Annotated in this window: 24 protein-coding genes and 2 pseudogenes; 20 read left to right on the top strand and 6 right to left on the bottom strand. The window is 50.6% G+C overall.

The window, feature by feature from the left end:
• Positions 1-9: 9 nt before the first annotated feature.
• The 17 genes from ACFS7Z_RS20055 (at position 10) to ACFS7Z_RS19975 (ending at position 13,965) form a co-directional block, all read left to right on the top strand.
• Complete coding sequence (locus ACFS7Z_RS20055; RefSeq protein ID WP_377488488.1) at positions 10-390, top strand: hypothetical protein; 381 nt, start codon at positions 10-12, stop codon at positions 388-390.
• A gap of 22 nt (positions 391-412) precedes the next feature.
• Positions 413-709, top strand: coding sequence for a DUF4134 domain-containing protein (locus tag ACFS7Z_RS20050; protein WP_377488485.1), 297 nt, complete (start codon positions 413-415; stop codon positions 707-709).
• A 3-nt stretch (positions 710-712) separates the two neighbouring features.
• Positions 713-1,009, top strand: a complete 297-nt coding sequence (locus tag ACFS7Z_RS20045; protein ID WP_377488482.1) for a DUF4133 domain-containing protein — start codon at positions 713-715, stop codon at positions 1,007-1,009.
• Positions 1,010-1,041: 32 nt separating this feature from the next.
• The gene (locus tag ACFS7Z_RS20040; protein WP_377488479.1) at positions 1,042-3,486 is read left to right on the top strand and encodes a TraG family conjugative transposon ATPase; all 2,445 of its coding nucleotides are present in this window, start codon (positions 1,042-1,044) and stop codon (positions 3,484-3,486) included.
• Positions 3,461-4,132: a plasmid transfer protein gene (locus ACFS7Z_RS20035; RefSeq protein WP_377488476.1), complete on the top strand. Its 672-nt coding sequence runs from the start codon at positions 3,461-3,463 to the stop codon at positions 4,130-4,132. Before ACFS7Z_RS20040 ends, ACFS7Z_RS20035 begins: the two co-directional genes overlap by 26 nt.
• Positions 4,133-4,136: 4 nt before the next feature.
• On the top strand, positions 4,137-4,829 hold the full coding sequence (locus ACFS7Z_RS20030; RefSeq protein WP_377488473.1) for a hypothetical protein: 693 nt from the start codon (positions 4,137-4,139) through the stop codon (positions 4,827-4,829).
• Entirely contained in the window at positions 4,830-5,825 is a 996-nt protein-coding gene (locus ACFS7Z_RS20025) for a plasmid transfer protein (RefSeq protein ID WP_377488470.1), read from the top strand.
• Between the two features lie 14 nt (positions 5,826-5,839).
• Positions 5,840-6,448, top strand: a complete 609-nt coding sequence (gene traK / locus ACFS7Z_RS20020) for a conjugative transposon protein TraK (protein ID WP_377488467.1) — start codon at positions 5,840-5,842, stop codon at positions 6,446-6,448.
• The gene (locus ACFS7Z_RS20015; protein WP_377488464.1) at positions 6,426-6,779 is read left to right on the top strand and encodes a hypothetical protein; all 354 of its coding nucleotides are present in this window, start codon (positions 6,426-6,428) and stop codon (positions 6,777-6,779) included. Before traK ends, ACFS7Z_RS20015 begins: the two co-directional genes overlap by 23 nt.
• Complete coding sequence (traM, locus tag ACFS7Z_RS20010; protein ID WP_377488461.1) at positions 6,772-7,941, top strand: conjugative transposon protein TraM; 1,170 nt, start codon at positions 6,772-6,774, stop codon at positions 7,939-7,941. The genes ACFS7Z_RS20015 and traM overlap by 8 nt, the downstream gene beginning before the upstream one ends.
• Before the next feature lies 1 nt (position 7,942).
• Positions 7,943-8,737, top strand: a complete 795-nt coding sequence (traN, locus tag ACFS7Z_RS20005; RefSeq protein ID WP_377488459.1) for a conjugative transposon protein TraN — start codon at positions 7,943-7,945, stop codon at positions 8,735-8,737.
• A gap of 67 nt (positions 8,738-8,804) precedes the next feature.
• Complete coding sequence (locus ACFS7Z_RS20000; protein WP_377488456.1) at positions 8,805-10,772, top strand: type IV secretory system conjugative DNA transfer family protein; 1,968 nt, start codon at positions 8,805-8,807, stop codon at positions 10,770-10,772.
• Positions 10,769-11,125 (top strand): helix-turn-helix domain-containing protein, encoded by a 357-nt coding sequence (locus ACFS7Z_RS19995; protein WP_377488453.1) that lies wholly within the window; start codon positions 10,769-10,771, stop codon positions 11,123-11,125. Before ACFS7Z_RS20000 ends, ACFS7Z_RS19995 begins: the two co-directional genes overlap by 4 nt.
• Before the next feature lie 59 nt (positions 11,126-11,184).
• A complete protein-coding gene (locus ACFS7Z_RS19990; protein WP_377488450.1) occupies positions 11,185-11,817 on the top strand; it encodes a DUF4099 domain-containing protein in 633 nt (210 codons plus the stop codon).
• Positions 11,818-11,831: 14 nt separating this feature from the next.
• Positions 11,832-12,935: a DUF3991 domain-containing protein gene (locus ACFS7Z_RS19985; RefSeq protein WP_377488447.1), complete on the top strand. Its 1,104-nt coding sequence runs from the start codon at positions 11,832-11,834 to the stop codon at positions 12,933-12,935.
• Positions 12,936-12,956: 21 nt separating this feature from the next.
• Positions 12,957-13,400 (top strand): beta-barrel fold lipoprotein, encoded by a 444-nt coding sequence (locus ACFS7Z_RS19980; protein WP_377488444.1) that lies wholly within the window; start codon positions 12,957-12,959, stop codon positions 13,398-13,400.
• Between the two features lie 250 nt (positions 13,401-13,650).
• Positions 13,651-13,965 (top strand): hypothetical protein, encoded by a 315-nt coding sequence (locus ACFS7Z_RS19975; RefSeq protein ID WP_377488441.1) that lies wholly within the window; start codon positions 13,651-13,653, stop codon positions 13,963-13,965.
• A 29-nt stretch (positions 13,966-13,994) separates the two neighbouring features.
• Here ACFS7Z_RS19975 and ACFS7Z_RS19970 read toward each other — a convergent pair.
• The 6 genes and pseudogenes from ACFS7Z_RS19970 to ACFS7Z_RS19945 all read right to left on the bottom strand — a co-directional run bounded on the left by ACFS7Z_RS19970 (position 13,995) and on the right by ACFS7Z_RS19945 (position 18,486).
• Positions 13,995-14,543: pseudogene (locus ACFS7Z_RS19970) on the bottom strand (heme NO-binding domain-containing protein).
• Positions 14,544-15,336: 793 nt separating this feature from the next.
• Positions 15,337-16,104, bottom strand: coding sequence for a potassium channel family protein (locus ACFS7Z_RS19965; RefSeq protein ID WP_377488563.1), 768 nt, complete (start codon positions 16,102-16,104; stop codon positions 15,337-15,339).
• Positions 16,105-16,125: 21 nt separating this feature from the next.
• Positions 16,126-16,404 (bottom strand): annotated as a pseudogene (locus ACFS7Z_RS19960) (potassium channel family protein); the annotation flags it as partial.
• 211 nt (positions 16,405-16,615) lie between these two features.
• A complete protein-coding gene (locus ACFS7Z_RS19955) occupies positions 16,616-17,443 on the bottom strand; it encodes an ImmA/IrrE family metallo-endopeptidase (protein ID WP_377488438.1) in 828 nt (275 codons plus the stop codon).
• 12 nt (positions 17,444-17,455) lie between these two features.
• A complete protein-coding gene (locus tag ACFS7Z_RS19950) occupies positions 17,456-17,809 on the bottom strand; it encodes a hypothetical protein (protein WP_377488435.1) in 354 nt (117 codons plus the stop codon).
• A 2-nt stretch (positions 17,810-17,811) separates the two neighbouring features.
• Complete coding sequence (locus ACFS7Z_RS19945) at positions 17,812-18,486, bottom strand: hypothetical protein (RefSeq protein ID WP_377488432.1); 675 nt, start codon at positions 18,484-18,486, stop codon at positions 17,812-17,814.
• 189 nt (positions 18,487-18,675) lie between these two features.
• Between ACFS7Z_RS19945 and ACFS7Z_RS19940 the strand changes: the two genes are divergently transcribed.
• The 3 genes from ACFS7Z_RS19940 to ACFS7Z_RS19930 are packed head-to-tail and all read left to right on the top strand — an operon-like array spanning position 18,676 to position 21,425.
• Positions 18,676-19,119 (top strand): YegP family protein, encoded by a 444-nt coding sequence (locus tag ACFS7Z_RS19940; protein ID WP_377488429.1) that lies wholly within the window; start codon positions 18,676-18,678, stop codon positions 19,117-19,119.
• Between the two features lie 57 nt (positions 19,120-19,176).
• The gene (locus tag ACFS7Z_RS19935; protein ID WP_377488426.1) at positions 19,177-20,943 is read left to right on the top strand and encodes a ThiF family adenylyltransferase; all 1,767 of its coding nucleotides are present in this window, start codon (positions 19,177-19,179) and stop codon (positions 20,941-20,943) included.
• Positions 20,940-21,425 carry a Mov34/MPN/PAD-1 family protein gene (locus tag ACFS7Z_RS19930; RefSeq protein WP_377488423.1) on the top strand — a complete coding sequence of 162 codons (486 nt, stop codon included), beginning with the start codon at positions 20,940-20,942 and terminating at the stop codon, positions 21,423-21,425. The genes ACFS7Z_RS19935 and ACFS7Z_RS19930 overlap by 4 nt, the downstream gene beginning before the upstream one ends.
• Positions 21,426-21,615: the final 190 nt, after the last annotated feature.

Genomic DNA, 21,615 nt, shown 5'->3' with positions numbered 1-21,615 from the left:
TAGGGAGTTATGGCATGGAGTACATTTTTTGGGGTTGTGATAGGAGCGTACGCCATTTACTATGTGCTCAACTTCCTCTACGATTTATTCTTCTCACGCAAACAGATGGCGCCTGCCGATGCAGGTGTGCATTATGACATGGAAGAACTTGCCGATGCCGAGGAGCAGGGGTATGACTTGTCTCAGGAAGCAGCAGAGGACGATGAGCCGTATGCCGACGATCAGTACGATGACGAAGAGGAGGAGGAAGAAGATCAGCCCTATGAGCAGGAGGAGCTCAGCACAGTACCAGAGTCTGAGCCTGAGACAGCACTGCGGGTGGAGGGGCAGGGCATCCCCCTGGAGGAGTTCCTGAAAGAAGCTAAATCCTATTCCAGTTCCATATTTTAAAACCAGTTCAATCAATTCCTTTATGAAAAAGAGACTTTCTTTCGTGGCAGTTGCCCTACTGGCTTTCGTGCAGCAGACCAGGGCGCAGGGGGTAGAAGGCATCGATGCGGCCTCCTCTGAGCTTACCACTTACGTGGACCCCATCGGCACGCTTATCATTGTCATCGGCGCCATTGTGGGCCTGGTCGGCGGCGTGCGGGTGTTTATCAAGTGGAACTCCGGAGACCAGGACGTGCAGAAGTCCATCATGGGGTGGATGGGATCCTGCGTGTTTTTGATGCTGGTGGGCGTGGTGGTGAAGGCTTTCTTCGGCGTGTAGCCCATGACCACCGGGAGGCACGCAGGATACCCTGTGTACAAGGGGCTGCAACAGCCCCTTGTATTTCAGTCCTTTAAGGGACGCTACATCTACTGGGCAATGGGCAGTGTGTTAACAGGCTTCTTTTCTGCTGTGCTGCTGACCGTTGCCGTGAACTTCCTCGCCGGTTTTATCGCCCTGCTTGCCGTTTCAATGGGTGGCCTGCTCTATACCAACAGCCGCCAGAAGAAAGGCCTGCACGCCAAGTCCAAATCCGCCGGAGTGTACATCATGCCCTCCCGGTTAAGCCGCCGAAGCTAGTGTCCTTACCGTCCACACTATTGACCCTGCGTATGAAAAACAAGCACTTTACCCTACCCTATATCGGCATTGACCGCGATGTACATGATATTCTCTATCATGAGGCAGGCGACCATTCTGTTGTCGTTCGCATTACGAATCCGGTGCTCCAGTATGCTGCCGATGTGGACGCTTACACCAACTTTCATTATGTGTTTTCTAACATCGTGAGACTAGTGGGCTCTGGCTATACCCTGCAGAAGCTGGATATTTTTGCGCGGAAGCAATTTAAAGGCCGTGCCTCGTCTGATTTTCTTAGTCAGAAATACAATGAGGCGTTTGCGGGAAGAGAATACCGTGACATCACCACCTATCTCACCCTAACACGGGACGTGAAGCGCTCGGCCTTCTTTACCTATGAGGCAAAAGACTTCAAGGCCTTCCAGCGCAACATCACCAAAGTGGTGGAGTTGCTGGAGTCAAAAGGGTTTCTGCCGCATGTACTGGTAGAAAAGGAAATCAAGGCGCTCATCAGCCGCCTGCTGGCCTTTAACTTCTCAGATGAAGTGTATGGCCTGAGCAACTTCAGCGCAACGGAGGAAGGTATAAAATCAGGAAAGAAAACTATCAAGAGCATCTCTCTGGTGGATGTGGACGAAATCAATTTCCCTGCCTCCATCACGCCTCACACCGATGTGAACCTGGGCTTTAATCTTCCGGTGGACCTGCTGCACTTCCTGCACAAGATACCGGCCACGGACTGCGTGATTTACAACCAGGTGATTCAGATTCCGGACCAGAGGGGGGAAGTAAATAAGCTAATCGCTAAGCGCAAGCGCCACACCTCCATCCCGGACCCTGCCAATGATTTGGCTGTAGAGGATATTGACCGCGTGATGGCAGACATTGCCAGGGAAAACCAGCTGCTCGTGCACGGCCACTTTAACATACTCGTGTCTGCCCAGGAGCAGCACATCGACAGGGCCGTGAATTACATCGAGAGTGCTTTGTTCTCATTGGGCATCATCCCCTCGCATAATGCTTACAATCAGCTGGAGCTGTTTCGCTGCATGCTGCCCGGCAATGCCTCCGAGCTGAAAGGGTATGATAAATTTCAGACCACCTCGGATGCCGCGCTGTGCCTGCTGTTCAAAGAAGGATTACTCAAAGATGAGGAGTCGGGCTTCCAGGTATTCTTCTCCGACCGGCAGGGCATCCCGGTGGCCATCGAAACGAGCGACATGCCCATTAACACCAACCGCATGAACAACCGCAATAAGTTTGTGCTGGGCCCTTCGGGGACGGGCAAGTCCTTTTTCATGAACCACCTCATCCGCCAGTATGCGCTGCAGGACACAGATGTCATCCTGGTAGACACCGGGCACTCCTACAGTGGCCTGTGTGCTTACTACGGAGGCAAGTACATCACTTACTCAGAGGAGGAGCCCATCACGATGAACCCTTTCCGCATCTCCGTGGAGGAATTCAACGAAGAGAAGCGGGAGTTTCTCAAGTCACTTATCTCCCTGCTCTGGAAAGGAGCGGACGGCACCGTGAGCCAGATAGAGGACAGCGTGCTTTCGTCGGTGGTGTCAGCCTACTATGAGGACTTTTACAAAAGGGGAAAGGACAGCAGCTACCTGAGCTTTCAGAGTTTCTATGATTTCTCTATCGAAAAGATAGGCGCTATCACCAAAGCCGAAGCCATTCCTTTTGACAGCACCAGCTACCGCTTTATCCTCAAGAAATTCTGCATCGGCGGGGAGTACGGCACCATCCTCAACAACGCCATGGATGCCTCGCTTTTTGATGAGAAGTTCATTGTCTTCGAGATTGACGCTATCAAGGAGCATAAGGTCCTCTTCCCCATCACGACCATCATCATCATGGACGTGTTCCTGCAGAAGATGCGCCACAAGAAAAACCGCAAGGCGCTGATTATTGAGGAGGCCTGGAAGGCCATCGCCTCCCCGCTGATGGCGGGCTACATTCTCTACGTCTACAAAACCGTGCGCAAGTTCTGGGGGGAGGCGGTGGTGGTGACCCAGGAGCTGGAGGATATCCTGGGCAACGCCGTGGTTAAGAACAGCATCATCAACAACTCAGACACCATCTGCCTTTTAGACCAGACCAGGTTCAAAGACAACTTCAGCGAAATTGCGGGTTTGCTTTCCCTTAATGCAGTGGAGCAGAAGAAAATCTTCACCATCAACAACCTTGACAACAAAGAAGGGCGGGGCCGCTTCAAGGAAGTCTATATCCGGCGGGGCAGCACCGGCGAGGTGTACGGCGTGGAGGTGTCGCTTTACGAGTACCTGACCTACACCACGGAAAGAAGGGAAAAGGAGGCGCTGCAACTTTACATCGGCCGCTACCCCACTTACCGGCAGGCGCTGGAGGAGTTCGTGCAGGACTTCCGCGCATCGGGCATGAAGCTGAACGAATTCATAAACTTAATTAACAAAAAGAGCCATGAGAAAATACCTGTACTTCCTTAGTGCACTGGTCCTGGGATGGACTTCCTCACAGGCGCAGCAGCTGGTCTTCGACCCTGCGGTGGTCTCTACGCTTGTGGTGAACCACACTGCGCAGCAGGCGGCCTTAAATGACATCAAAGAAAAGGAAACCGAGATATCCGCCACACAGCAGAGTATCACTTTCAAAATGGGGGAAATCAGGCGGCTGGAGGAGAAGATGTACAACTCGCTCAAGTTGGTGCAGTCCATTGTAGGACAGAGCAAAAACATTGTCTATGCCTCCACCATTGCCCAGGACATCGGCACCTACCAGGGCCAGATGATGGACATTGCCCAGGGCGACCCGGAGCTGCTGCTCATCGCCGCTAAAACAGAGCTGGAGCTGGTGAACCGTACCGCTGACCTGTTCACCTACATCTACCAGGTGGCTGTGGTTGGTACCGACGTGAACCTGATGACGAATGCCGACCGGCTCTCCCTCATTCGCCACGTGGTGGACGAGCTGCGCATCATGCGGGGCCTTTCCTATTCCATCGTGCGGAAGATGCACGTGGCCAGGCATGCCGGGCTGATAAAGACCATGAATCCGCTGGGCCTGAAGTACCCCAATAACAGCCAGGCTATCATCAGGTCGCTGCTCGATGAATACAAGACCATTAAAAAGTAAGGTGATGATGGCAGCGACACAAATTTATGATATTCCCGCTACGGATCTAATAAAATCCAAGCGAGGTAAGGGCAGTGGCATATATGCTTTTCTTCTTCTCTGTGCTGTCTTTCTGGCCACGCTTCCGGAAGGCAAGGCACAGGCTCCTGTTTCCATAGTGGATGGGAAGTATGTGCGCCACCAGATGGAGCGGGAGGTTGTGACGCGCTGGAACAGCTTCGACCCGAAGTGGTACTTCATGCTCTTCCATAACAAGTACCGCAAAGGCGATGACCGCCGCAACATGCTCCAGCTCCTGCCCACCATGGCAGCTGTCAGGGGCAACCTGCGTGCTGCGGAAAAGGAAGAGGAGGAGGTAACGGTTATCTGGGAGCAGGAGGTGTTCAAGAGTGCGGACCGCAGCCTGAACAAAAGCTTCCACCTGCTCTATGGCGAAAAGATAGGAGCGCTGAACACAGAGTTGAATGAACTGCATGCAGCCGCTATCGCGGCAGGCGTGGACGTGGACATCCTGCTCAAGCTGCGCCAGGAGAAAGACAGGATTAACGCTGACATCGGGCTTACCAAAGAAGCCTATGAGGAGGATGCGGTAAAGGCCAAGTCCTTCCGCGGCTACCTGGCAGATATGCTGACGCTCCGGGGCTACTACAGGCGCATCATCTCCCTTTTCAATACCACCAACCACTTAGCAAAATAGATGCGCGAGCTCATCGACCAAGCCATATTTGACCTTTTTGACGGCCTGTTCCTCAGCGTTCAGGACCTGGCCGGCAGCTTCCTGGCTGACGCGCAGGCGGTGGCCGCCATTGCCATGCTGCTCTACTTTGCCGTGGAGGCCTATAAGATGATGGTGGGGGATGAGCCCCTGCGCTACCTGGCCCTGTTCCGCCCTTTTGCCCTGGCATTGGTAATCATCTTCTGGGGCGGCTTTGTGGACGTGCTCAACTTCCCGCTGACTGTGGTCAGAGACAGTGCAAAGGAGATGTATGCAGGGCAGATAGACCAGGTGGGGGATATGCACCTGGAACGGGTCGCATTGATAGACAGCGTGGCTATGAGGCTTTCAGATAGCAGCGCAGATTTTGAGCAGGTGCAGGCAGAAACCAGAGACAAGGACTGGATGGAGAAGATGGGCATCGACCTGGAGCCGATGTTCAATAAGATGAAAGGCTACTACCTCCTGCTCATGGCCAAGATGCACTTCACGATGATGCGCCTGGTGGAGTACGTGGTGGTACTGCTCTACCAGGTGTGCATCTACATTGTCTTCTTCCTGCAAATCATCTTCGCCGGCATCCTGGTGATACTCGGGCCTTTCGCCTTTGCCCTGAGCATCCTGCCCGGCTTCCGTGACTCCTACCTCACCTGGATAGGCCGCTATGTGGCGGTAGGGCTCTACTCTACCATCGCCTACATCGTCATGTCTATCTCTTTTGTCTTGGTCAAGTACGGTTTGATGAAGGAAATAGAGATTCTAAAGGCGGTGATGCAGAACGAGGAAACATTCATCGCCTACGTCTCTTACCCCTCGGGCAGCATCAGTTTCTACATTGTGAGTCTCCTCATCGGGGGGCTGGCCATGCTCACGATACCTGTGATTTCCACCTGGATAATCAACACCAGCGGCATCGGCAACGCCATCGGCTCTATGGCCGGGGGGGGCGGCAGGGCCCTGCGCAATTTCTCACGGTAAAATTTAACAGCACCATGATTCAAAGCATTGAAAAGAAAATAAAACTTGCCTTCGCTATCAGCATCGGCAGCTTCCTCACCTCTCTTGCTGTAGTAGTGGCGGTGTGCGTGTTCGCCTACAGCCTGGTTAATGAGCAGCGCAAAAACATTTACGTACTGGACCACAACGTGCCGGTGCTGGTGCGGCAGACAAATCAGGGCACCAACCGGGAAGTGGAGTATGAGGCGCATGTGAATATGTTTCACCTGCTCTTCTTCACACTCCCGCCGGACGATGAATACATCCAAAACAACCTCACCAAAGCCATGTACCTGGTGGATGACACGGGCCTTGCGCAGTACAACAACTTAAAAGAGAAAGGCTATTACAATTCCATCCTGTCCAGCTCTGCCCTGCTTACCATCCAGACGGATAGTGTGGTGGTAGATGAGAACCGGCACTTCACCTACTACGCCCGGCAGCGCATTGAGCGGCCTACTTCCATTGCCACCAGGGCACTGGTGACAGAGGGGGATTTGCAGGACGTGCCGCGCACAGACAACAATCCGCACGGGCTCATCATCAGGAACTGGAAAACCGTGCTCAACAAGGACCTGGCGTATGTGGAGAAGAAGAATTTTTAACCGACTCCTCCACATCAGGAGAAAGGCGGCCGGTTGGGCAAACCTTCACCAGAAGGCCATGGTGGCAGGTATGTTTTGTCTGATGGCATGTGGCATTATATGGCTAGTAGCAAGCCGTGAGGAGGCGCAGGGGAGCTTTGATGCTACAGCGAAGCTCCTCTACTCCGGCCTGGATAGAAAGCAGCAGGCGCGGCCTGTAACATCAGATATGATGGAGATGATGCGTCTCTATGGAGAGGTGCAAAGAATCAACCCCGACAGCCTCACAGTACAAGACAGCGCTTTTCTAAAGGATATAGACAAACAGCTAAACCGTATCATTCATGAATAAGATTGACTTCAAGAAAGGGCGCTACATCCTGCCGCTCATCGTGCTGCCGTTCCTCTTTATCTTCAATTACCTCTACCTCGATACGTTCGGGACTGAAGGGGAACCCGCTCCGGCGCCAGGTGCTGCGGTGCTGGTGGAGACAGCCTCTCTGAATACGGACCTGCCGGACGCCAACCTTAAAAAGCGTGAGGTGAAAGATAAGTTTCAAGCCTCCAGGGAGGCGCACAAATACAGAACCGACTACTCTGCTATCCGGGAGCTGGGAGATAATGGCACTGCTGACAAGCAGTATGGCAGCGTGTACTCAGCAGAAGAGCAGGCCATGCTGGACAGCCTCAACAGCCAGATACTGGCCAACCAGCAGCCGGAGCCTTTCATGGAGCGCGTCAGCCAGCGGCAGGAGCGTAGCCGTTATGCCTCGGCACCAGCTCCAACGAGAAGAGCACCCCAAAAAACTGAGTCGGATTATGAAAAGGAAATGCGCCTTTTTAAAGAGCAGATGGCTTACGTGGATTCTTTGTCCCGGGTAGGCAGCGAACCAGTAAGCAGACCAATTGCTGCGCGGCCAAGGCCAATGAACGAACCAGTCGCAGAGCCTGAGCCGGAGGCATTGGCCGTGAGCAAAACAGCCAATACCAACAGCGCCTACTTCAACACAATTTCAGGAACGCCGGATGAGCAGTTCATCAAAGCTATTCTGGATGAAGGCCTGAAAGTGAGGGAGGGGGGCAGGATTCGCGTCAGGCTGCTCGACGACATCTATGTCGCCGGCATGGAAATAGAGAAAGGCAGCTACCTCTACGGCCTTGTTTCGGGCTTCAGCGCGCAAAGGGTGGATATCACCATTACCTCCATACTGCAGGGAGACCAGGTTCTGCCTGTTAGCCTCAGCGTGTATGATAACGATGGCTTAAAAGGACTGTATGTGCCTGATTCGCAGTTCCGGGAGTTCACCAAAGAGCTGGCCAGCCGTGCCACCCAGGGGCAATCGATTGACTTTGAGAACAACCCAGAGAGCTCCGCCCAGATACTTTATTCCATGGCAGACCGCATGGCTCAGACCGCGACACGGGCAGCGGGCAGCGCCATCAAACGCAACAAAGCAAAGCTCAAGTACAACACCATTGTCTACCTGATTGATAACAAAGCCAAAAAAAGATAAAATGAAGAAGCCCTCAATTCTACTCCTCCTCTTCCTGTTTTCTGTTGCCTCCTTCGGGCAATCAAAAGAACCGGAAACCATCTACCTGCATAAGGACATCTCCACGCACTTCATCAGCCCGGAGCCTATCCAGTATGTTGACATCTCCACCGACGATGTGGCGGGCGATATACCGGTCACCACTATACTCCGGGTAAAGCCTAAGAACGGCAAGCCAGCGCTGGGCGTGGTGACCATCGTAGGGGAGCGGTTCATGGTTCAGTACAGGCTAAACTATGCCCACACGGCAGGCGAGGCACAGACTGAGGTCAGGATTGACCCCACGCAGGTAGATGAATTCATCAACCCGGCTGTGGCCATGAGCACCGGGGACATGCAGCGCTTTGCGCTAGCGGCTGTGCAGCAAAAGCCGAAGGTAATGCACGTCTCCAACCGCGAGCAGAAAGTGGAAATACGCCTCAATAACATCTATACCGTGGGGAATTACTTCTTTCTGGATGTGTCGATGAAGAACAGCACCAACATTGCCTATGATATTGACCAGATCCGCTTCCTGATTGAGGATAAGAAAGTCGTGAAGGCCACCAACTTTCAGCAGCTGGAGGTAGAACCGGTGTTCACGCTCTATGACACGGATAACTTCAAGCGCAAATACCGCAACGTGTTTGTGTTCCGCAAGTTCACCTTTCCGGATGAGAAGGTCTTTCACATGGAGGTGGCAGAGGAGCAGGTGTCCGGCCGCACTATCTCGCTGAAAATGAACTACAGGGACGTACTGAACGCGGATACGCTGTAGATTCATTACCATCATGATGTTAATGAACCTCATTACTTTCTTTTCCCTTTTGTAAACCATTACTGCTATGGAAGAATCAAGCGAGCTGAAGAAGCTGTATTCCTTTCTGCAGGGCTTTGTCTACTTTTCCCTGATGGTGGAATTTGCCGTGCTCCTGTACGCGGATGCAGCCTTCCTGGCCAGCGTGAAGCCGGTTGTGGACAGGCTGGCTCGCCTTCCCATCTACGAGAACATCTACTTCTCCAAAGCGTTTACCTTTGGGCTGATTATGATAGTGGCCCTGGGCACAAAGGCGCAGAAGAACCTGAACTTTGACCCGCTGAAGCATATCTTCCTGCCGCTTCTTGTGGGGGCGGCGCTGTTCCTGGGTTCGGGTTTCTTCTATTATTATGTAAGCGAGACGGTGCTGTTTTACGGTATCACGCTGTTTGAGGTACTCTATACCGTATTTTCCCTGCTGGGTGCCATGCTGATCCACGTAGCGCTCGACAACGTGTCCAAGCGCATCCAGAGCGGCCTGATGGAAGATAAGTTTAATGTGGAGAATGAGTCCTTCGGGCAGTCGAGCGAGCGGATGGAAAACCCCTACTCGATCAATATTCCCATGCTCTACTACCACAAGCGGAGAATAAACAAAGGCTGGCTCAACATCGTCAATCCCTTCCGGGCCACACTGCTCATCGGTACGCCCGGCTCCGGAAAGTCTTTCTCGGTTGTGAACCCATTCATCAGGCAGATGCTGGCCAAGGGCTTTTCAATGGCGGTGTATGATTTCAAGTTTCCCGATTTAGGGAAACTGGCCTATTACCATTACCTGGTGAATAAGAAGAAAGGTCCCCTCAAAAACCACCGGTTCCATGTCATCAACTTCAACAGTGTGGCGCATAGCCGCAGGTTCAACCCATTAAAGCCCGAGTACCTGCCCACGCTGGCCGATGCGGTAGAGACAGCCGAGGCGCTGCTGCAGTCGCTTACTAAAAGCGATAAGGAGTCAGGCGCTGCGCAGTTCTTCACCCAATCGGCCGTCAACTTCCTGGCCAGCTGTATCTTTTTCATGAGTAGGTACCAGGAAGGGAAGTTCTCCACTTTTCCGCATGTGCTGGCCCTTTTGAACCTGAGTTATGATGAAATCTTTGAGCTGCTCTTCTCTGAGCCCCAGCTCAAAAGTCTGCTTTCTCCCTTCCGCACGGCTTATATGAACAAGGCTTTCGACCAGTTGGAGGGGCAGATTGGAACGCTCCGCATCAACGTGGGGCGCCTGGCTACGAAGGAAACCTTCTGGGTGCTCTCCGGCGATGATTTTGACTTGAAGATAACAAATCCAAAAGAACCGGCTGTGCTGGTGATTGCCAACGACCCCTCCACGCAGAGCATCAACAGCGCCTGCAACGCCCTTATCCTCAACCGCATGACCAAGCTCATCAACTCGAAAGGCAACCTGCCCTGCGGGCTGATAGTGGATGAGTCGCCGACGCTTTACGTGCATAAGGTGGAGAACCTGATAGCCACCGCGAGGAGCAATAAAATAGCTGTGCTGCTGGGCCTTCAGGAGCTGCCGCAGCTTCGCCAGCAGTACGGCAGGGAAACGGCTGACACGATTTGTGCCGTGGCTGCCAACGTGCTCTCCGGCTCTGTGAGGAACAAAGAAACACTGGACTGGCTGGAGCGGCTGTTCGGGAAGGTCCGGCAGCAGAAGCAGGGGGTGAGCATCGACAGGAACAGAACCTCCGTGAGCGTGAATGAGGAGATGGGGCCACTCATACCCGCCTCCAAGATAGCTAACCTACGGGCAGGGGAGATGGTGGGGCAGGTGGCCTTTGATAATGCGGTATATGACGGCAGGCACGTAAGCGGCACGTACAACTGCAAAATCAATCTTAACCTTCAGGAGGTTGCAAAAGAGGAGGAACAGTATGCAGATATGCCAATATTTTATAAATTTGGAACAACCGCTGCCAGAAACACTACACTTGAAGCAAACTTCATTAAAATCAATAAGGATATTGACTCACTCATTTCTGCGTTTCAAGTATGAACATTGCACTATCAGACATAGGGGGAAAGCTTAACGCGTTCCGCAAATCACTGGGCCTTACACAAAAGGAGGTGTCCGTGGCGATGGGAATCCACCAGACACAAATGTCCAAGCTGGAGAACGGGGAGGGCAGCAGCATTGAGCTGCTGCTACAGGTATTGAACTACTACGGCACCAACTACCAGGTGAAGTACATCCTGGCAGACACATTCGATATTGTCATGGGCACAGAGGGTGAAGCCTACACAAGCCCTTACAACAGCATTGCTGTGGAGCGGCTCACCCTGCTGGGCGAGGAGATGATTACCCAGTTGGGGGAAGTGAAAAGCCTGCTGAGCAATTCTCCTTCTTAGCACCCCCTCATGCTGCTTATGGCATATCATGAAACAATTTATACGTTTAAAGAATCTGTATGAACTTTGACATTAAGGATCTCCCATATGCGCAGTTTGAGAAGCTGGGGTTAGGCAAAAAGGAAGTGCTCAACATGCCGCCTGAGGACCTGGCCGCTTTGCTGTCCGGGAGCCGCACCAGCCTTCGGACCTTCTCGGTGGAATTCTCCGGAGGGCAGCGGTTTGAAGCTGATGCCAGGCTCTCGCTCTTCCGCAACCCCGATAACTCGCTCTCGCTCCAGGTGCACCCTGTGCGTGCCCAGGTAAAGAATGATATCGGCGCCACGCCCGAGGAGCTGGAGAAGCTAAAGGCTGGGGGTGTGCTGGTGCGGGACCACGTTGCCCTGAACGGGGAAAGGGAACCCCATTATTTCCAGCTTGACCGGGAGACAAACGAGATTCTGAAAGCCCGGGTGCGCGACTTCATTGTGCCGGGTGCCATAAAGGACGTGGTGCTGAGTCCTGACCAGAAGGAGCAGCTCCGGCAGGGTCATATGATAGAGCTCAGGGCAAAGGGAGGAGAGGAGCTGATACGCGCCCGTGTAGACCTGAACGAGCCGCGGGGCTTTACGACAAAGTCAGAGGTGCTCGGGCAATCGGAAAGCAGGGGAGCCAGTACCGAAGAGATAAAGCCCTCCGGATTAAAGCGCTAAATTCAATGTAGGAGATGATAACGTTCAGGGAATACCGGGAGAAAGTGTCCATCATGCAGGCAGCTGAGTCACTAGGCTACGTGGTGGACCTGCGCAAGGGGCGCAGAAGCCTGGAGTACAAACACCTGGACGGGGATACAGTCATCATCAGCAATCCGCGAGACCCGGGCAGGCAGCTGTACTTTAACCGGGATGGCAGCACCGATAGGGGCTCCGTCATTGACTTTGTGGCCAGCAGGCTCCACCGGTTCAGTGAATCCTACTCCTCGCCAGTAGAGGGCGTTAACAAGGTGCTTTCCCGCCTGGCCAGTGAGCCGCAAGCCTTTACCCCTGCCTTTACCCCACCGCCGCCTAAAGCCTTCGACGCGGCCCGCTACGAGTCTCAGCCGCTGTCAGCAGGGAAGCTGCACTACTTAACGAAAGAGCGTGGCCTTGACCGGGAAACAGTAGCCAGGTTCCTGCCCTTCATTCGCCTGGTAAAAGACACAGCCAAAGACCCGGAGAAAACATACGCTAACATTGCCTTCCCGCTTACAAAGCCTGGCGCTGATGCTGTCATTGGCTACGACTTCCGCAACTATGGTTTCAGGAGCGTAGCGGCCGGCTCAGACAGGCAAAATGGTATGTGGATAGCAGACTTCGCCGGCAGTCCGGCACGCACCCGGAACGTGTTCTTCGGGGAGAACCCAATCGATATCATGAGCTTTTACCAGCTACGGCGCAGGGAGCTGGACATGGCCTCCGCTGTCTTCATCTCCTTTGGCGGCGGCATTGCCCGGAACCAGATCCGCCTGGCCCTGGAGCACTGGCCACAGGCAGCCAAGAGAACCCTGTTTGACAATGATTACCAGGGTAGGGTGTATGACATTCTCCTGGCCACGGCCATCGCCGGCAAGGACTCCTCTTTCCGGAAGGGATCAGACAGCCTGCATTTTACGGTTAGCGACAAGAAATTTGAGATACCTGTCTCGAAGCTCAGCCTGAGCACCTTTGAGCGGGCGTCTGGTATCCGCTCCGGGCTGCACGTGCACAAGGCCAGTGGCGTGAAAGACTTCAATGATCTGCTTCACCCTTCTACTGCGCAAAAAAAAAAGCGTAGCGGTGAAGCTATAATGTAACCCAACTCTAAAAACAAGCTTATGAAAACACTATCAAGGTTAACCGTGCTCCTGTTCTCTGTTTTGCTCCTGGCTGGTTGCGGCGACTCCGGGAAAGACACACCTACGCCCGATGCTGCTACCTTCAGGGTGGATATAGCGCAAAGCGGCGACTACGAGAAGTTCGGGAGGATTATCAGCATCAAGGGCGGGGAGTTCTACCGCACCGGCACCCAGGAGCAGATGCCGGTTGTGCTTTTTGAGGAGCACCTGACAGAGGAAACGTATTCCTATGAGGCGGAGGGCGTGAGAGAGCTCAACATTCAGACCACCTATGGGTTCTCATCTGTAGAGACTCCGCCAGCTGCCATGGAACTCAAAATTACAGTATACAAAAACGGGAAGCAGATTGACCACCGGACCTATGGCTATACTGAGGAGGACTCTGAGGTAAATGAATTCCTCACCTACAAGGCCAATCAGTAGACAGCGCCAACACATAGCCTTCGTTTGATGTTACAAAACACCCGCATCCTATCAGGAAAATCTCTGCTTAAGATAGGTTTCAGCTGATTTAATTAACAAAAAAGCCTGAAATTAAGCCGCGATTTTCATGTTACAAAACGACGGTATAATCCCTTGTGTGACGGTTTTTATACTCGTATTTTTAATACTGTAGTAGACCCTGTAAAGGGTGCCTGACCTAGGTCAGCACAATAAGTAACAGCAGTATGTGATGGAAGAAAACGAAGAAGGAGACATGACAGACGAAACTACACCTCCACCGCTAAATGAAGATCGCCCGTTTGTTCCGTTACCGCGGGAATGTGCGCTCAACCGGCCATTTGATACCGCCCCATTGCTCGCTTTGCTAATGGCCAATGATGGTCCTATGGGGGTGGCGCAGTCGCTGGATCAGGCCTATGCGACACTGGCAGAGTACCTGGCCGATGACCCGAACACAGCCGGGCAGCAGTATGGTCACATACTATATGACCTGCGCAGGCTGAGGAACGCGCTGCTGCAGGGGGGTGGGTGGCACCAGCTGTAGGCCTTTCCCTGCAAGATTCGCCTATCAGGCTATAGAAAGTTTACTCTAATCTGCACCCTCTCGGCATGCGGCTCTGTGGCAGAGGCCACACTGACGCGGTCACTCTCGTCAAAGTAGCTGGCTAATCCCTTGATGATGCCGATGGCAAAGCCGGACATCCTGCGCCTGGAGTGATATTCAATGATGAGGAGGTTCTTTCCGACCATCGTCACGTGCAGCGGCGGCGGGTTGGTCTTATCATTCTCCTTCCGGATGCCCCCGTGCATGTGAGAGCCGATGTTTTGCAGCATCTCATATGTTCTTCAGGAGGGGTCCACAAAGCGTTTGAAGACCAGCAGCAGGTCAGGCACCAGGAACTCTCCGAAACGCTCCTGAAAGACTTCGTATGAAATGCCCTGCTTTTGGGAGGCAGCCAGCATGATGGTAAGTAGCTCGGAGATAGGATACACCTCGTTCATCTGGTAAGGCGAGGCTTTACGGATCTGCAGCCCTTCTCTCTTCAGGATATCCATCCAGGTGTTGTAGTTGTGCTTGTACTCCACGAATCGCTTCAGAAAAACGAAGATAGACCCGTGCATGGTGTCACCTGTTAAAGAATGCATGATGTGTTTACGCTCGTTACTTGATAAACTCAAAGGTATATCCTTTGTTTTACTACCGTAGCCGCCGCACTCTTTAAATACTGCTGCATGTTATCTGTTGTATTGTAGTCGTTTCTGAGCGAAGGCTTTACAAGAAGTCATAAGTGTAAAAGTCACCTTTCAGCAGGTGACTTCTCTTCCTCAGATAAAGGCTTTCCCCGGCAAGCTTTGCTCCACCGTACAGCACTCCGCCATATGCTGCTCATTTGACGGAAAACTTCCCGTGCGCTGGGCACTGCTCCGGCAGCTTTATCATGGCGATGCGCTCCATTCTTCCGCTGCCGGAACAGTGGCTTTCCTACCCGCACAAAGCAGGCGCCATCCTCCTTTAGCTTAAGAAAGAGAAAGAACAAACGTGTAAAGACTGTAATAGTAGATTTGGTTAGCGGACAGAATAATGCCCTATTACCGAGTAACTTATAGTGCTACAAAAGGGAAAGGAAAGCAAGACTGCTAATGTTTTGTATTCCCCGTACTCCTCAATCGCTTCAACATGCTTCTCCTGAACATATCTTGTGAAGCTGAGATTCGCCTGGCATTATTTAATCCTTTCGCTACCATCGCTTCGCTCATGCTAGACGGCAGGTCCTCCAGCCCTTCCCCTAGTGTTAGTGCGTAGGATGGTGCTGTATGGCCTCCTGATGATAGCGGTAGGTGGAGGGAGCTACAGCTAAAGAACAATTATATACTGCCAATTCCTTGCCGAGCATAGTTGGTCTGCTAAAGTTACTTAAAACTTGCCTTCTACTGTTTGGAATACCTTCCGTAAGGCATCCTTTGCATGTCCATTGCTCATTACGATTACATAGTCACCCGGTTCAACTGGGGTTCCCGCAGGAGGGTTCTTGATCAGCACCCTTTGGTTTCCTTTCATCTTGCTTAGGCCAAGCATAACCGTATTATAGTTTGATTTAAGCTCATGGAAGACCTCTTCACTTTCTCTGTTAGCGAAGGTTGTCTCAGGTAGTATTTTGTATTCATGCACGTCAAAATCTTCCTCAGTGCGTGACGTACTGAGGAGGTCCAGGTTCATGTCTGCTACATTCGGTTCAAATATATAGCTTGCCACTAGCTTAGAGGCAATTTCGTTTTTTGTGATGACATAGGTTACGCCAGCGGCCTTAAAGGTTTCCTTTAGCTGGAGCTTATGCAGGTTTACCACAATCTCCGGATTGGGGTAAAGCTTTTTGAAGTTGATGACATACAGCAGTGCTTCAGAATCATCATCAAAGCTGATAAAGAGTGTAGCCGCCTTATTTGCATTTACTTTCTCCAATGCCTGGAAATTGCTGAACTCATTGAATAAGACGAATACCTGCTCTTTACTATACTTTGAGTAGATCAGATCAACGTCGTCTTTACGATCTGTTATTATAGCGATCTTTTTCTTGCTGTAGTACACCTCATCAGCAACAAGGCGGCTAAAATCGCTCCAGCCTACAAATAGGACATGGCCAGTGAAATCTGTGCCGTGAAAGCCTAATCTCCTGTCTTCCAAAATAGTTAAGATCTTATTTGAAATTGTACTGATTAAAAAACCGAGAACGCCAAGACTTGAGAAAATATAAAGATACCCAATGGCTCTGCCTCCTGGCGTTACAGGGAAATAATCGCCATAACCTACTGTAGTTAAGGTTACAAAAGTATACCACATTGCCTGCTCCATGCTTCTAATAGAGCTATCTGGGTCAGAGGCTTCAAAATGAATGAGTAAGATATTACTGAGCACTACAAACAGTAATAACAGTAATATGAGCAGGTAGGGCTTTTTAAAGTTCATTCTGATAGCAAAGTACAAAACAATGCGTGAAATGAAATGTGAGAAGGGGCTTAGTTTTGAAGAATGAATGGAGTACCTATTAAAACATACTCTATGACGCCTGTTAATGAAAAGTCATTTGCTTCATACAACAACCGGTTATGTAATACTTTTGCATATATTCCTATATATTTATTGTCTTATAATTTACCTTATGTTAAGTAAGGAATTTCTTGTGAGGGTCAATTATTCATAGATTACTTAATGTTAACAATGTGATTCCTCCATATGCTCCTAGCTTTTTCGACTCTTCATTTAGTATTAAATTATCCTTACCAGTTGGATGAATAGACTTACACCATGTAGACATGGTGGTGACTGATTTATGAAAGTCTAGTGAATAGGCATCTTTCTGGTGCAGCGCCTTGTATGTAGCCGTATCCCTTCCAGGGGAATAGGTTAGATGAACCTTCCTTGAAAACAGGTCCATAAACGACCTTGACTGAAGAGACCACTGATAGCCAGCATCTCCCCATTTGATCAGCGAACAGGGACATATATTTCTTTTTATATAGTTAACTGCGGCACTGAGTACTGATACTTGAAAAGTGTCTGAAAGGAATAGAATAGCAGCCATGCCTGTCTTCTTGCTTCCCTTGCATGTATCCATGAATCTACTTTCAGGCATCAAGAGATTGGATGCGAAGCAATCAGCCTCTATTTCGGCGAGATTTTCGTTGTTGTATATTTCCACCATTGACGTGTGCGGCTTGACCTTGCCACTCGTCAAGGCGTTTCTGTGCTCGTCAATGTAAAAGTGCCCTAACTCATGTGCTATGGTAAACCTAGCGCGTGGAGAATTTGGATTTCCAAGTTTATCCAGGTTCAAAAAAATGTGAAACTTACCTTTATGGTACTGCAGCATACCATCGAAGAAGGTCTCGTATGCTCCATAGTCGAACGTGATGGAATTTGCAGCGGCAATTGCCCCTAAGTCCACAACCTGTGAGGGAGAGAAGGAGTCTGCTATCGTTTCAGCCAATGCAGCAATTTCAGCCTCGCGCTTTTCCCTTAGCATTGCCTTTTTGATTTAGTCTCTGCCTTCGGCTTTCTTTCTATCCTCTTCCATTCTTTGACGTATGTAGGCTGGGATTTCCTTGCCCTCTCTTGCGGCCTGTGCTAAATTTTCTTCTATTGCTTTTGCATCTTCACTTTGAAATTCATTTTTAGGCTCTACGATCCCTCTTCTTTCTATATCAAATGGACTCCTTAATGCTTCTGGTAATTTAACGCTTGAGTTATCACAGATACTTATGAAGGCTTGTATTTCTTGGTCAGACTCAGGGACTATAAAACCATTTTGTCCTAAGAAGCTAAGTACCCTTTTCTCGTATGAGTTTTCATCAGGGTTAGCAGACACATTATTGTTTTTGGTTATTTTCATAATTAAGCGTTACCCCCGTTTAACATTCTAACTTTCTTGAAGAAGCGTTGCTTTACTTGCCTTACATTGAATGAGGTTGTATTATACTTTGAGCAAAGACCTTGCATAATCTCATCTGGTAAATGGGCATTCTTCCTGTGAACATGGGTTAAATAGGCCATAACAATATCTTTGTCTCTTGTCTTGAGTGACTCCATGGCATCTCTGACGCTTTCCCTGGAGATAGGGTAGTCATCTTCATGTAGATCATCATTTTCCTCTAGAGTATCAGCTTCTGATTCAGGCTCTGTTGGTAGTCTATCTACAGAGAAAAAGGCTTTCCTTTCAGGATTATGAGCTGTAAACGATTTCAACTGCTCTCCCATTATTTTTACAAGCCAGGCCTTTAATTCAATTTCTTCATCATACCCCTCTCTCGGTTCAAATTCAACCGCTCTTTCGCATGCAACGAGGAAAACGTTTCCAGATAAGTCAAGTGCAAATTCTGAGGGGTTGCTGAAAAACTTGCAGGCCTGAATGCAAGCCTTGTAGATGAATTCCATATACCGTTGATGAAATTCAATAAAAGCATACTGATATTCATCGGGGTACTGGTCCTTATAAGAAATAACTAATAAGATATCCTGTATACTTTCACCTGCATAAGGGTTTTTGTCTTTTAGTTTTTGTTGCTCCATAGTTCGGTAGTCACGCTTTCGCCTAAGTCTTAAGAGCTAGCTGTAAATGCTGTACAGTAGCCTCTATGCGGATTCAGTGTCCTTCCCACATTTCCCCTCCTACATAGTTCCAAGCGTGACAGTACCGTCTTGTCACGCTTGGAACTATATATAGGACAATATAATATTTTAACTTTTAGCACAAAGCTTATGAAAGGGTTTAATTTTTACCAAGACAAGAGTCTTCAGTGGCGCTGGCGCCTGAAAGACGGGAATGGAGCAGTAGTGGCTGACTCCGGAGAAGGCTACAACGACCGTAAGGACTGCGAGAAAGGAGCGGCCCTGTTCACAACACTAGGGCCAAATGCCCCAGAACGAAAGGTATCTGGAACTGAAGAGTCGGGCAATGGTCCGGAGTGGGAATACTTTAGGGACAGGGCAGACGAGTGGCGCTGGCGCTTTCAGGCTAAGAACAACAAAATTCTGGCCGACAGCTCGGAAGGCTACTCCAGCGAGTACAACGTAAAGCGGGCTATTCAAAACGTTAAGTCCTTGCTTCGCGAGATCGGCAACCAGAACAGCAGCGGCAACAACGGAGGCGGTTACATTCCTCCTAGCCAAGGCGGTTCTACCGGTGGAGGGCGTTTTGCATAAACCACTGCCATTATGAATGAACTTGACCAATTGGCGTTAAGCCAAAGCAGCGTCTTGATGTCAGAGATGAGAGGTGTTGAGCTCCTGGGAGACTGGGAGCCAATTCCCTCAAGCAATGCTTGCATACTGCGTGTCCGCTTAGAGCTGCTTAATACGGCACCAACGAAAGATATTCCCCTTTTTACGGAGTGGGGAGTCATTGTTGATTTCAACATCGATCCCTGGGGAAAGGTACAGGTGCATCCTTCCAACGGACCAGGAGGCGTAACCACAACTTTTGAGCACCAGCAGTACAACGGAGGTCCGCACCCTCTATGGCCGGTACGCAACGGACATATCTGCAGCCTAAGCGAAACGCATGGGCTTGCCGCTTCACGCAACGCTATGGAGACTGAGCCCCCCTCAACCGTTCACCGTGTGGTGTGGCATATGGCTAGAGCGGTGGAATGGCTGCAATGCGCTGCTACAGACACTTTAACAGTTGCGGGGGATTCCTTTGAGCTACCTGACTTTGATACGGCCTTTAGGTACAAAATAGCTGATTCTAAGAACAGGATATTTACATTGGCCTACTATGAAGACGGAGACTCCTTTTCTCACTGGAAACAGAGCCATTTTTACATTGGTACTGCGGCTGTGTCTTATTTGAACCAAGTTGCCATAGTGCGGGAGTTCAAGGACCACAGAGGTGACAAAACTGTACATAAGCCCTCCTGGGGAACAGCGATTAATCAATTGCAAAGTCATCAAGATGCTTTATGGGTACGTCTAGACGAGGTACCAGCAATAAACCGCTGGCAAGTGCCTACGACCATGAAGGAGCTTGCTGAGGCTGTGGCCAGTCAAGGAAAGTCGCTGATCGATTTACTCAGGCCGGCCTTAGCAAAGTTTGAGACTCACAATGAGCTTCTGCTGTTTGTAGGTATGCCGATTCCCCGCAAAGTGAAAGAAGCACCCTACAGGTATCATTGGCAAGCGCTTGTGTTGTCGCCGAAAACAAACGTCTCCGCTAAGGCTCGTGTTTCCCTAGTAGAGAACGCGCTTCGAAGTGCCTCGTCTGTGCGTTGGGTGAGCAGAGCAGAAAACTGGCATCCTGATGATTTGCAAAACAGAGGAAGGGTTTCGCCTCCTTTACGGAAGGCGAATGTGCTCCTATTAGGAGCAGGGGCCCTGGGCGCTAATTTGGCTGAGCAGCTGGTCCGTATGGGAGTTACGGATATGACCCTAGTGGACCCTGACCTTTTGGAGGCAGGCAATCTTGTTCGCCATCCGCTCAATCTGCCACAGCTGAACAGGAACAAGGCCGTTTCCGTTGCCGATGGCTTGAACCATGCTAATCCATCGGCCAGGGTGGTAGGGCTTGCGGTATCAGCTACTTCAAAAGATAAGGCTTTGGAGGATGCAGTACGTGCCGCTACACTCATTATCGATGCTACTGCCTCCGACACGGTACTGCGGGAGCTGCCGTTTCTTGGCATTACAGGGTACGTGCCGGTTATCAGCATTTCGTTGGGGCTTCATGCGCAGCGCTTGTTCTTCTATGCTGACTCAGCCTCCTGTTTTGACGCTGATGCTTTTTATAAGTGGTTTAATCCTTACAGGGTAGAAGAACATTTAGCCGTTTTGAAAGAAGACATGCCCCGTGGTATCGGGTGCTGGCATCCATTGACGCCGGCCCGCCTTAATAGAATAGTAGGACTGGCTGGTGTAGCGGTGGAGCTTATTGAGCAGGTGTGTGAGGGGCAGATTTCACTGCCTGTCGGATGTTGTCACTCATGGCATGCTCCGAAGCTTGAGACAGCTGAGAGAGAATCAGTCGCATGAACCATTTATTCGGCTCTTCTGACGGGAAATACTGTGCCCACTTCCTGAATGAAGCACTCGATGTTATCAAGGATGATATTTCCCGATACCACCCCTTAGAAACGGGTGGTGTTCTGATAGGTCGTTACGGCAGTAACCTTCGTATGGCAACAATTTCCATCGCGACCCCTGCTCCAGTTAACTCAGAGCATGGCCTTACCTCTTTTGTGAGGGGAACTGAAGGTATATCCGAAGCCTTAGCAGATGCCAAAAAGATAGATCCGCTGTTGCACTATGTAGGCGAGTGGCACAGTCACCCATCATCCACTCCTCATCCGAGTGCTGTAGACTCAAAGCAGATGCAGAAGTTTGCTTTAAAGCGACTGTATGGTGCCCGTACGCCCCTGCTCCTGATTGTTGGCGGTTCTCCTTTAGAGGGTTTACACGGGGAAGTGTATCTCTATCGCGCAAAGATAGCTCATACAGTTCTGTCGGCACTCTAGAATTTATAAGTTAACGCTGTCTTTTTATATGTTCTCAAGCCGCTGCGCAATGTGCTCTACCACTTCCTCGCACCATCTGTCTGCCAGGTTTAAGCAGGTTGAAAAACGCACCCGGGCGCTTAAACTAAATCAGAGCGAACTTGAAAAGCTTTTCTCAAGAGCTTCTTTTTTAGCCACTTAAAATGAAGTT

Source organism: Pontibacter toksunensis (genome assembly GCF_042686245.1).
GTDB lineage: Bacteria > Bacteroidota > Bacteroidia > Cytophagales > Hymenobacteraceae > Pontibacter > Pontibacter toksunensis.
This window is presented reverse-complemented; position numbering and strand designations above follow the sequence as displayed.

Coding starts and splice junctions, on each gene's coding strand:
- ACFS7Z_RS20015 (WP_377488464.1), top strand. CDS start 6,426: ATGTGGAGAAGAAGAATTTTTAACCGACTCCTCCACATCAGGAGAAAG.
- ACFS7Z_RS19995 (WP_377488453.1), top strand. CDS start 10,769: ATGAACATTGCACTATCAGACATAGGGGGAAAGCTTAACGCGTTCCGC.
- traN (WP_377488459.1), top strand. CDS start 7,943: ATGAAGAAGCCCTCAATTCTACTCCTCCTCTTCCTGTTTTCTGTTGCC.
- ACFS7Z_RS20000 (WP_377488456.1), top strand. CDS start 8,805: ATGGAAGAATCAAGCGAGCTGAAGAAGCTGTATTCCTTTCTGCAGGGC.
- ACFS7Z_RS19985 (WP_377488447.1), top strand. CDS start 11,832: ATGATAACGTTCAGGGAATACCGGGAGAAAGTGTCCATCATGCAGGCA.
- ACFS7Z_RS19975 (WP_377488441.1), top strand. CDS start 13,651: ATGGAAGAAAACGAAGAAGGAGACATGACAGACGAAACTACACCTCCA.
- ACFS7Z_RS19935 (WP_377488426.1), top strand. CDS start 19,177: ATGTCAGAGATGAGAGGTGTTGAGCTCCTGGGAGACTGGGAGCCAATT.
- traM (WP_377488461.1), top strand. CDS start 6,772: ATGAATAAGATTGACTTCAAGAAAGGGCGCTACATCCTGCCGCTCATC.
- ACFS7Z_RS19980 (WP_377488444.1), top strand. CDS start 12,957: ATGAAAACACTATCAAGGTTAACCGTGCTCCTGTTCTCTGTTTTGCTC.
- traK (WP_377488467.1), top strand. CDS start 5,840: ATGATTCAAAGCATTGAAAAGAAAATAAAACTTGCCTTCGCTATCAGC.
- ACFS7Z_RS19940 (WP_377488429.1), top strand. CDS start 18,676: ATGAAAGGGTTTAATTTTTACCAAGACAAGAGTCTTCAGTGGCGCTGG.
- ACFS7Z_RS19950 (WP_377488435.1), bottom strand. CDS start 17,809: ATGAAAATAACCAAAAACAATAATGTGTCTGCTAACCCTGATGAAAAC.
- ACFS7Z_RS20025 (WP_377488470.1), top strand. CDS start 4,830: ATGCGCGAGCTCATCGACCAAGCCATATTTGACCTTTTTGACGGCCTG.
- ACFS7Z_RS19990 (WP_377488450.1), top strand. CDS start 11,185: ATGAACTTTGACATTAAGGATCTCCCATATGCGCAGTTTGAGAAGCTG.
- ACFS7Z_RS19930 (WP_377488423.1), top strand. CDS start 20,940: ATGAACCATTTATTCGGCTCTTCTGACGGGAAATACTGTGCCCACTTC.
- ACFS7Z_RS20035 (WP_377488476.1), top strand. CDS start 3,461: ATGAGAAAATACCTGTACTTCCTTAGTGCACTGGTCCTGGGATGGACT.
- ACFS7Z_RS20045 (WP_377488482.1), top strand. CDS start 713: ATGACCACCGGGAGGCACGCAGGATACCCTGTGTACAAGGGGCTGCAA.
- ACFS7Z_RS19945 (WP_377488432.1), bottom strand. CDS start 18,486: ATGGAGCAACAAAAACTAAAAGACAAAAACCCTTATGCAGGTGAAAGT.
- ACFS7Z_RS20050 (WP_377488485.1), top strand. CDS start 413: ATGAAAAAGAGACTTTCTTTCGTGGCAGTTGCCCTACTGGCTTTCGTG.
- ACFS7Z_RS20040 (WP_377488479.1), top strand. CDS start 1,042: ATGAAAAACAAGCACTTTACCCTACCCTATATCGGCATTGACCGCGAT.
- ACFS7Z_RS20055 (WP_377488488.1), top strand. CDS start 10: ATGGCATGGAGTACATTTTTTGGGGTTGTGATAGGAGCGTACGCCATT.
- ACFS7Z_RS19955 (WP_377488438.1), bottom strand. CDS start 17,443: ATGCTAAGGGAAAAGCGCGAGGCTGAAATTGCTGCATTGGCTGAAACG.
- ACFS7Z_RS20030 (WP_377488473.1), top strand. CDS start 4,137: ATGATGGCAGCGACACAAATTTATGATATTCCCGCTACGGATCTAATA.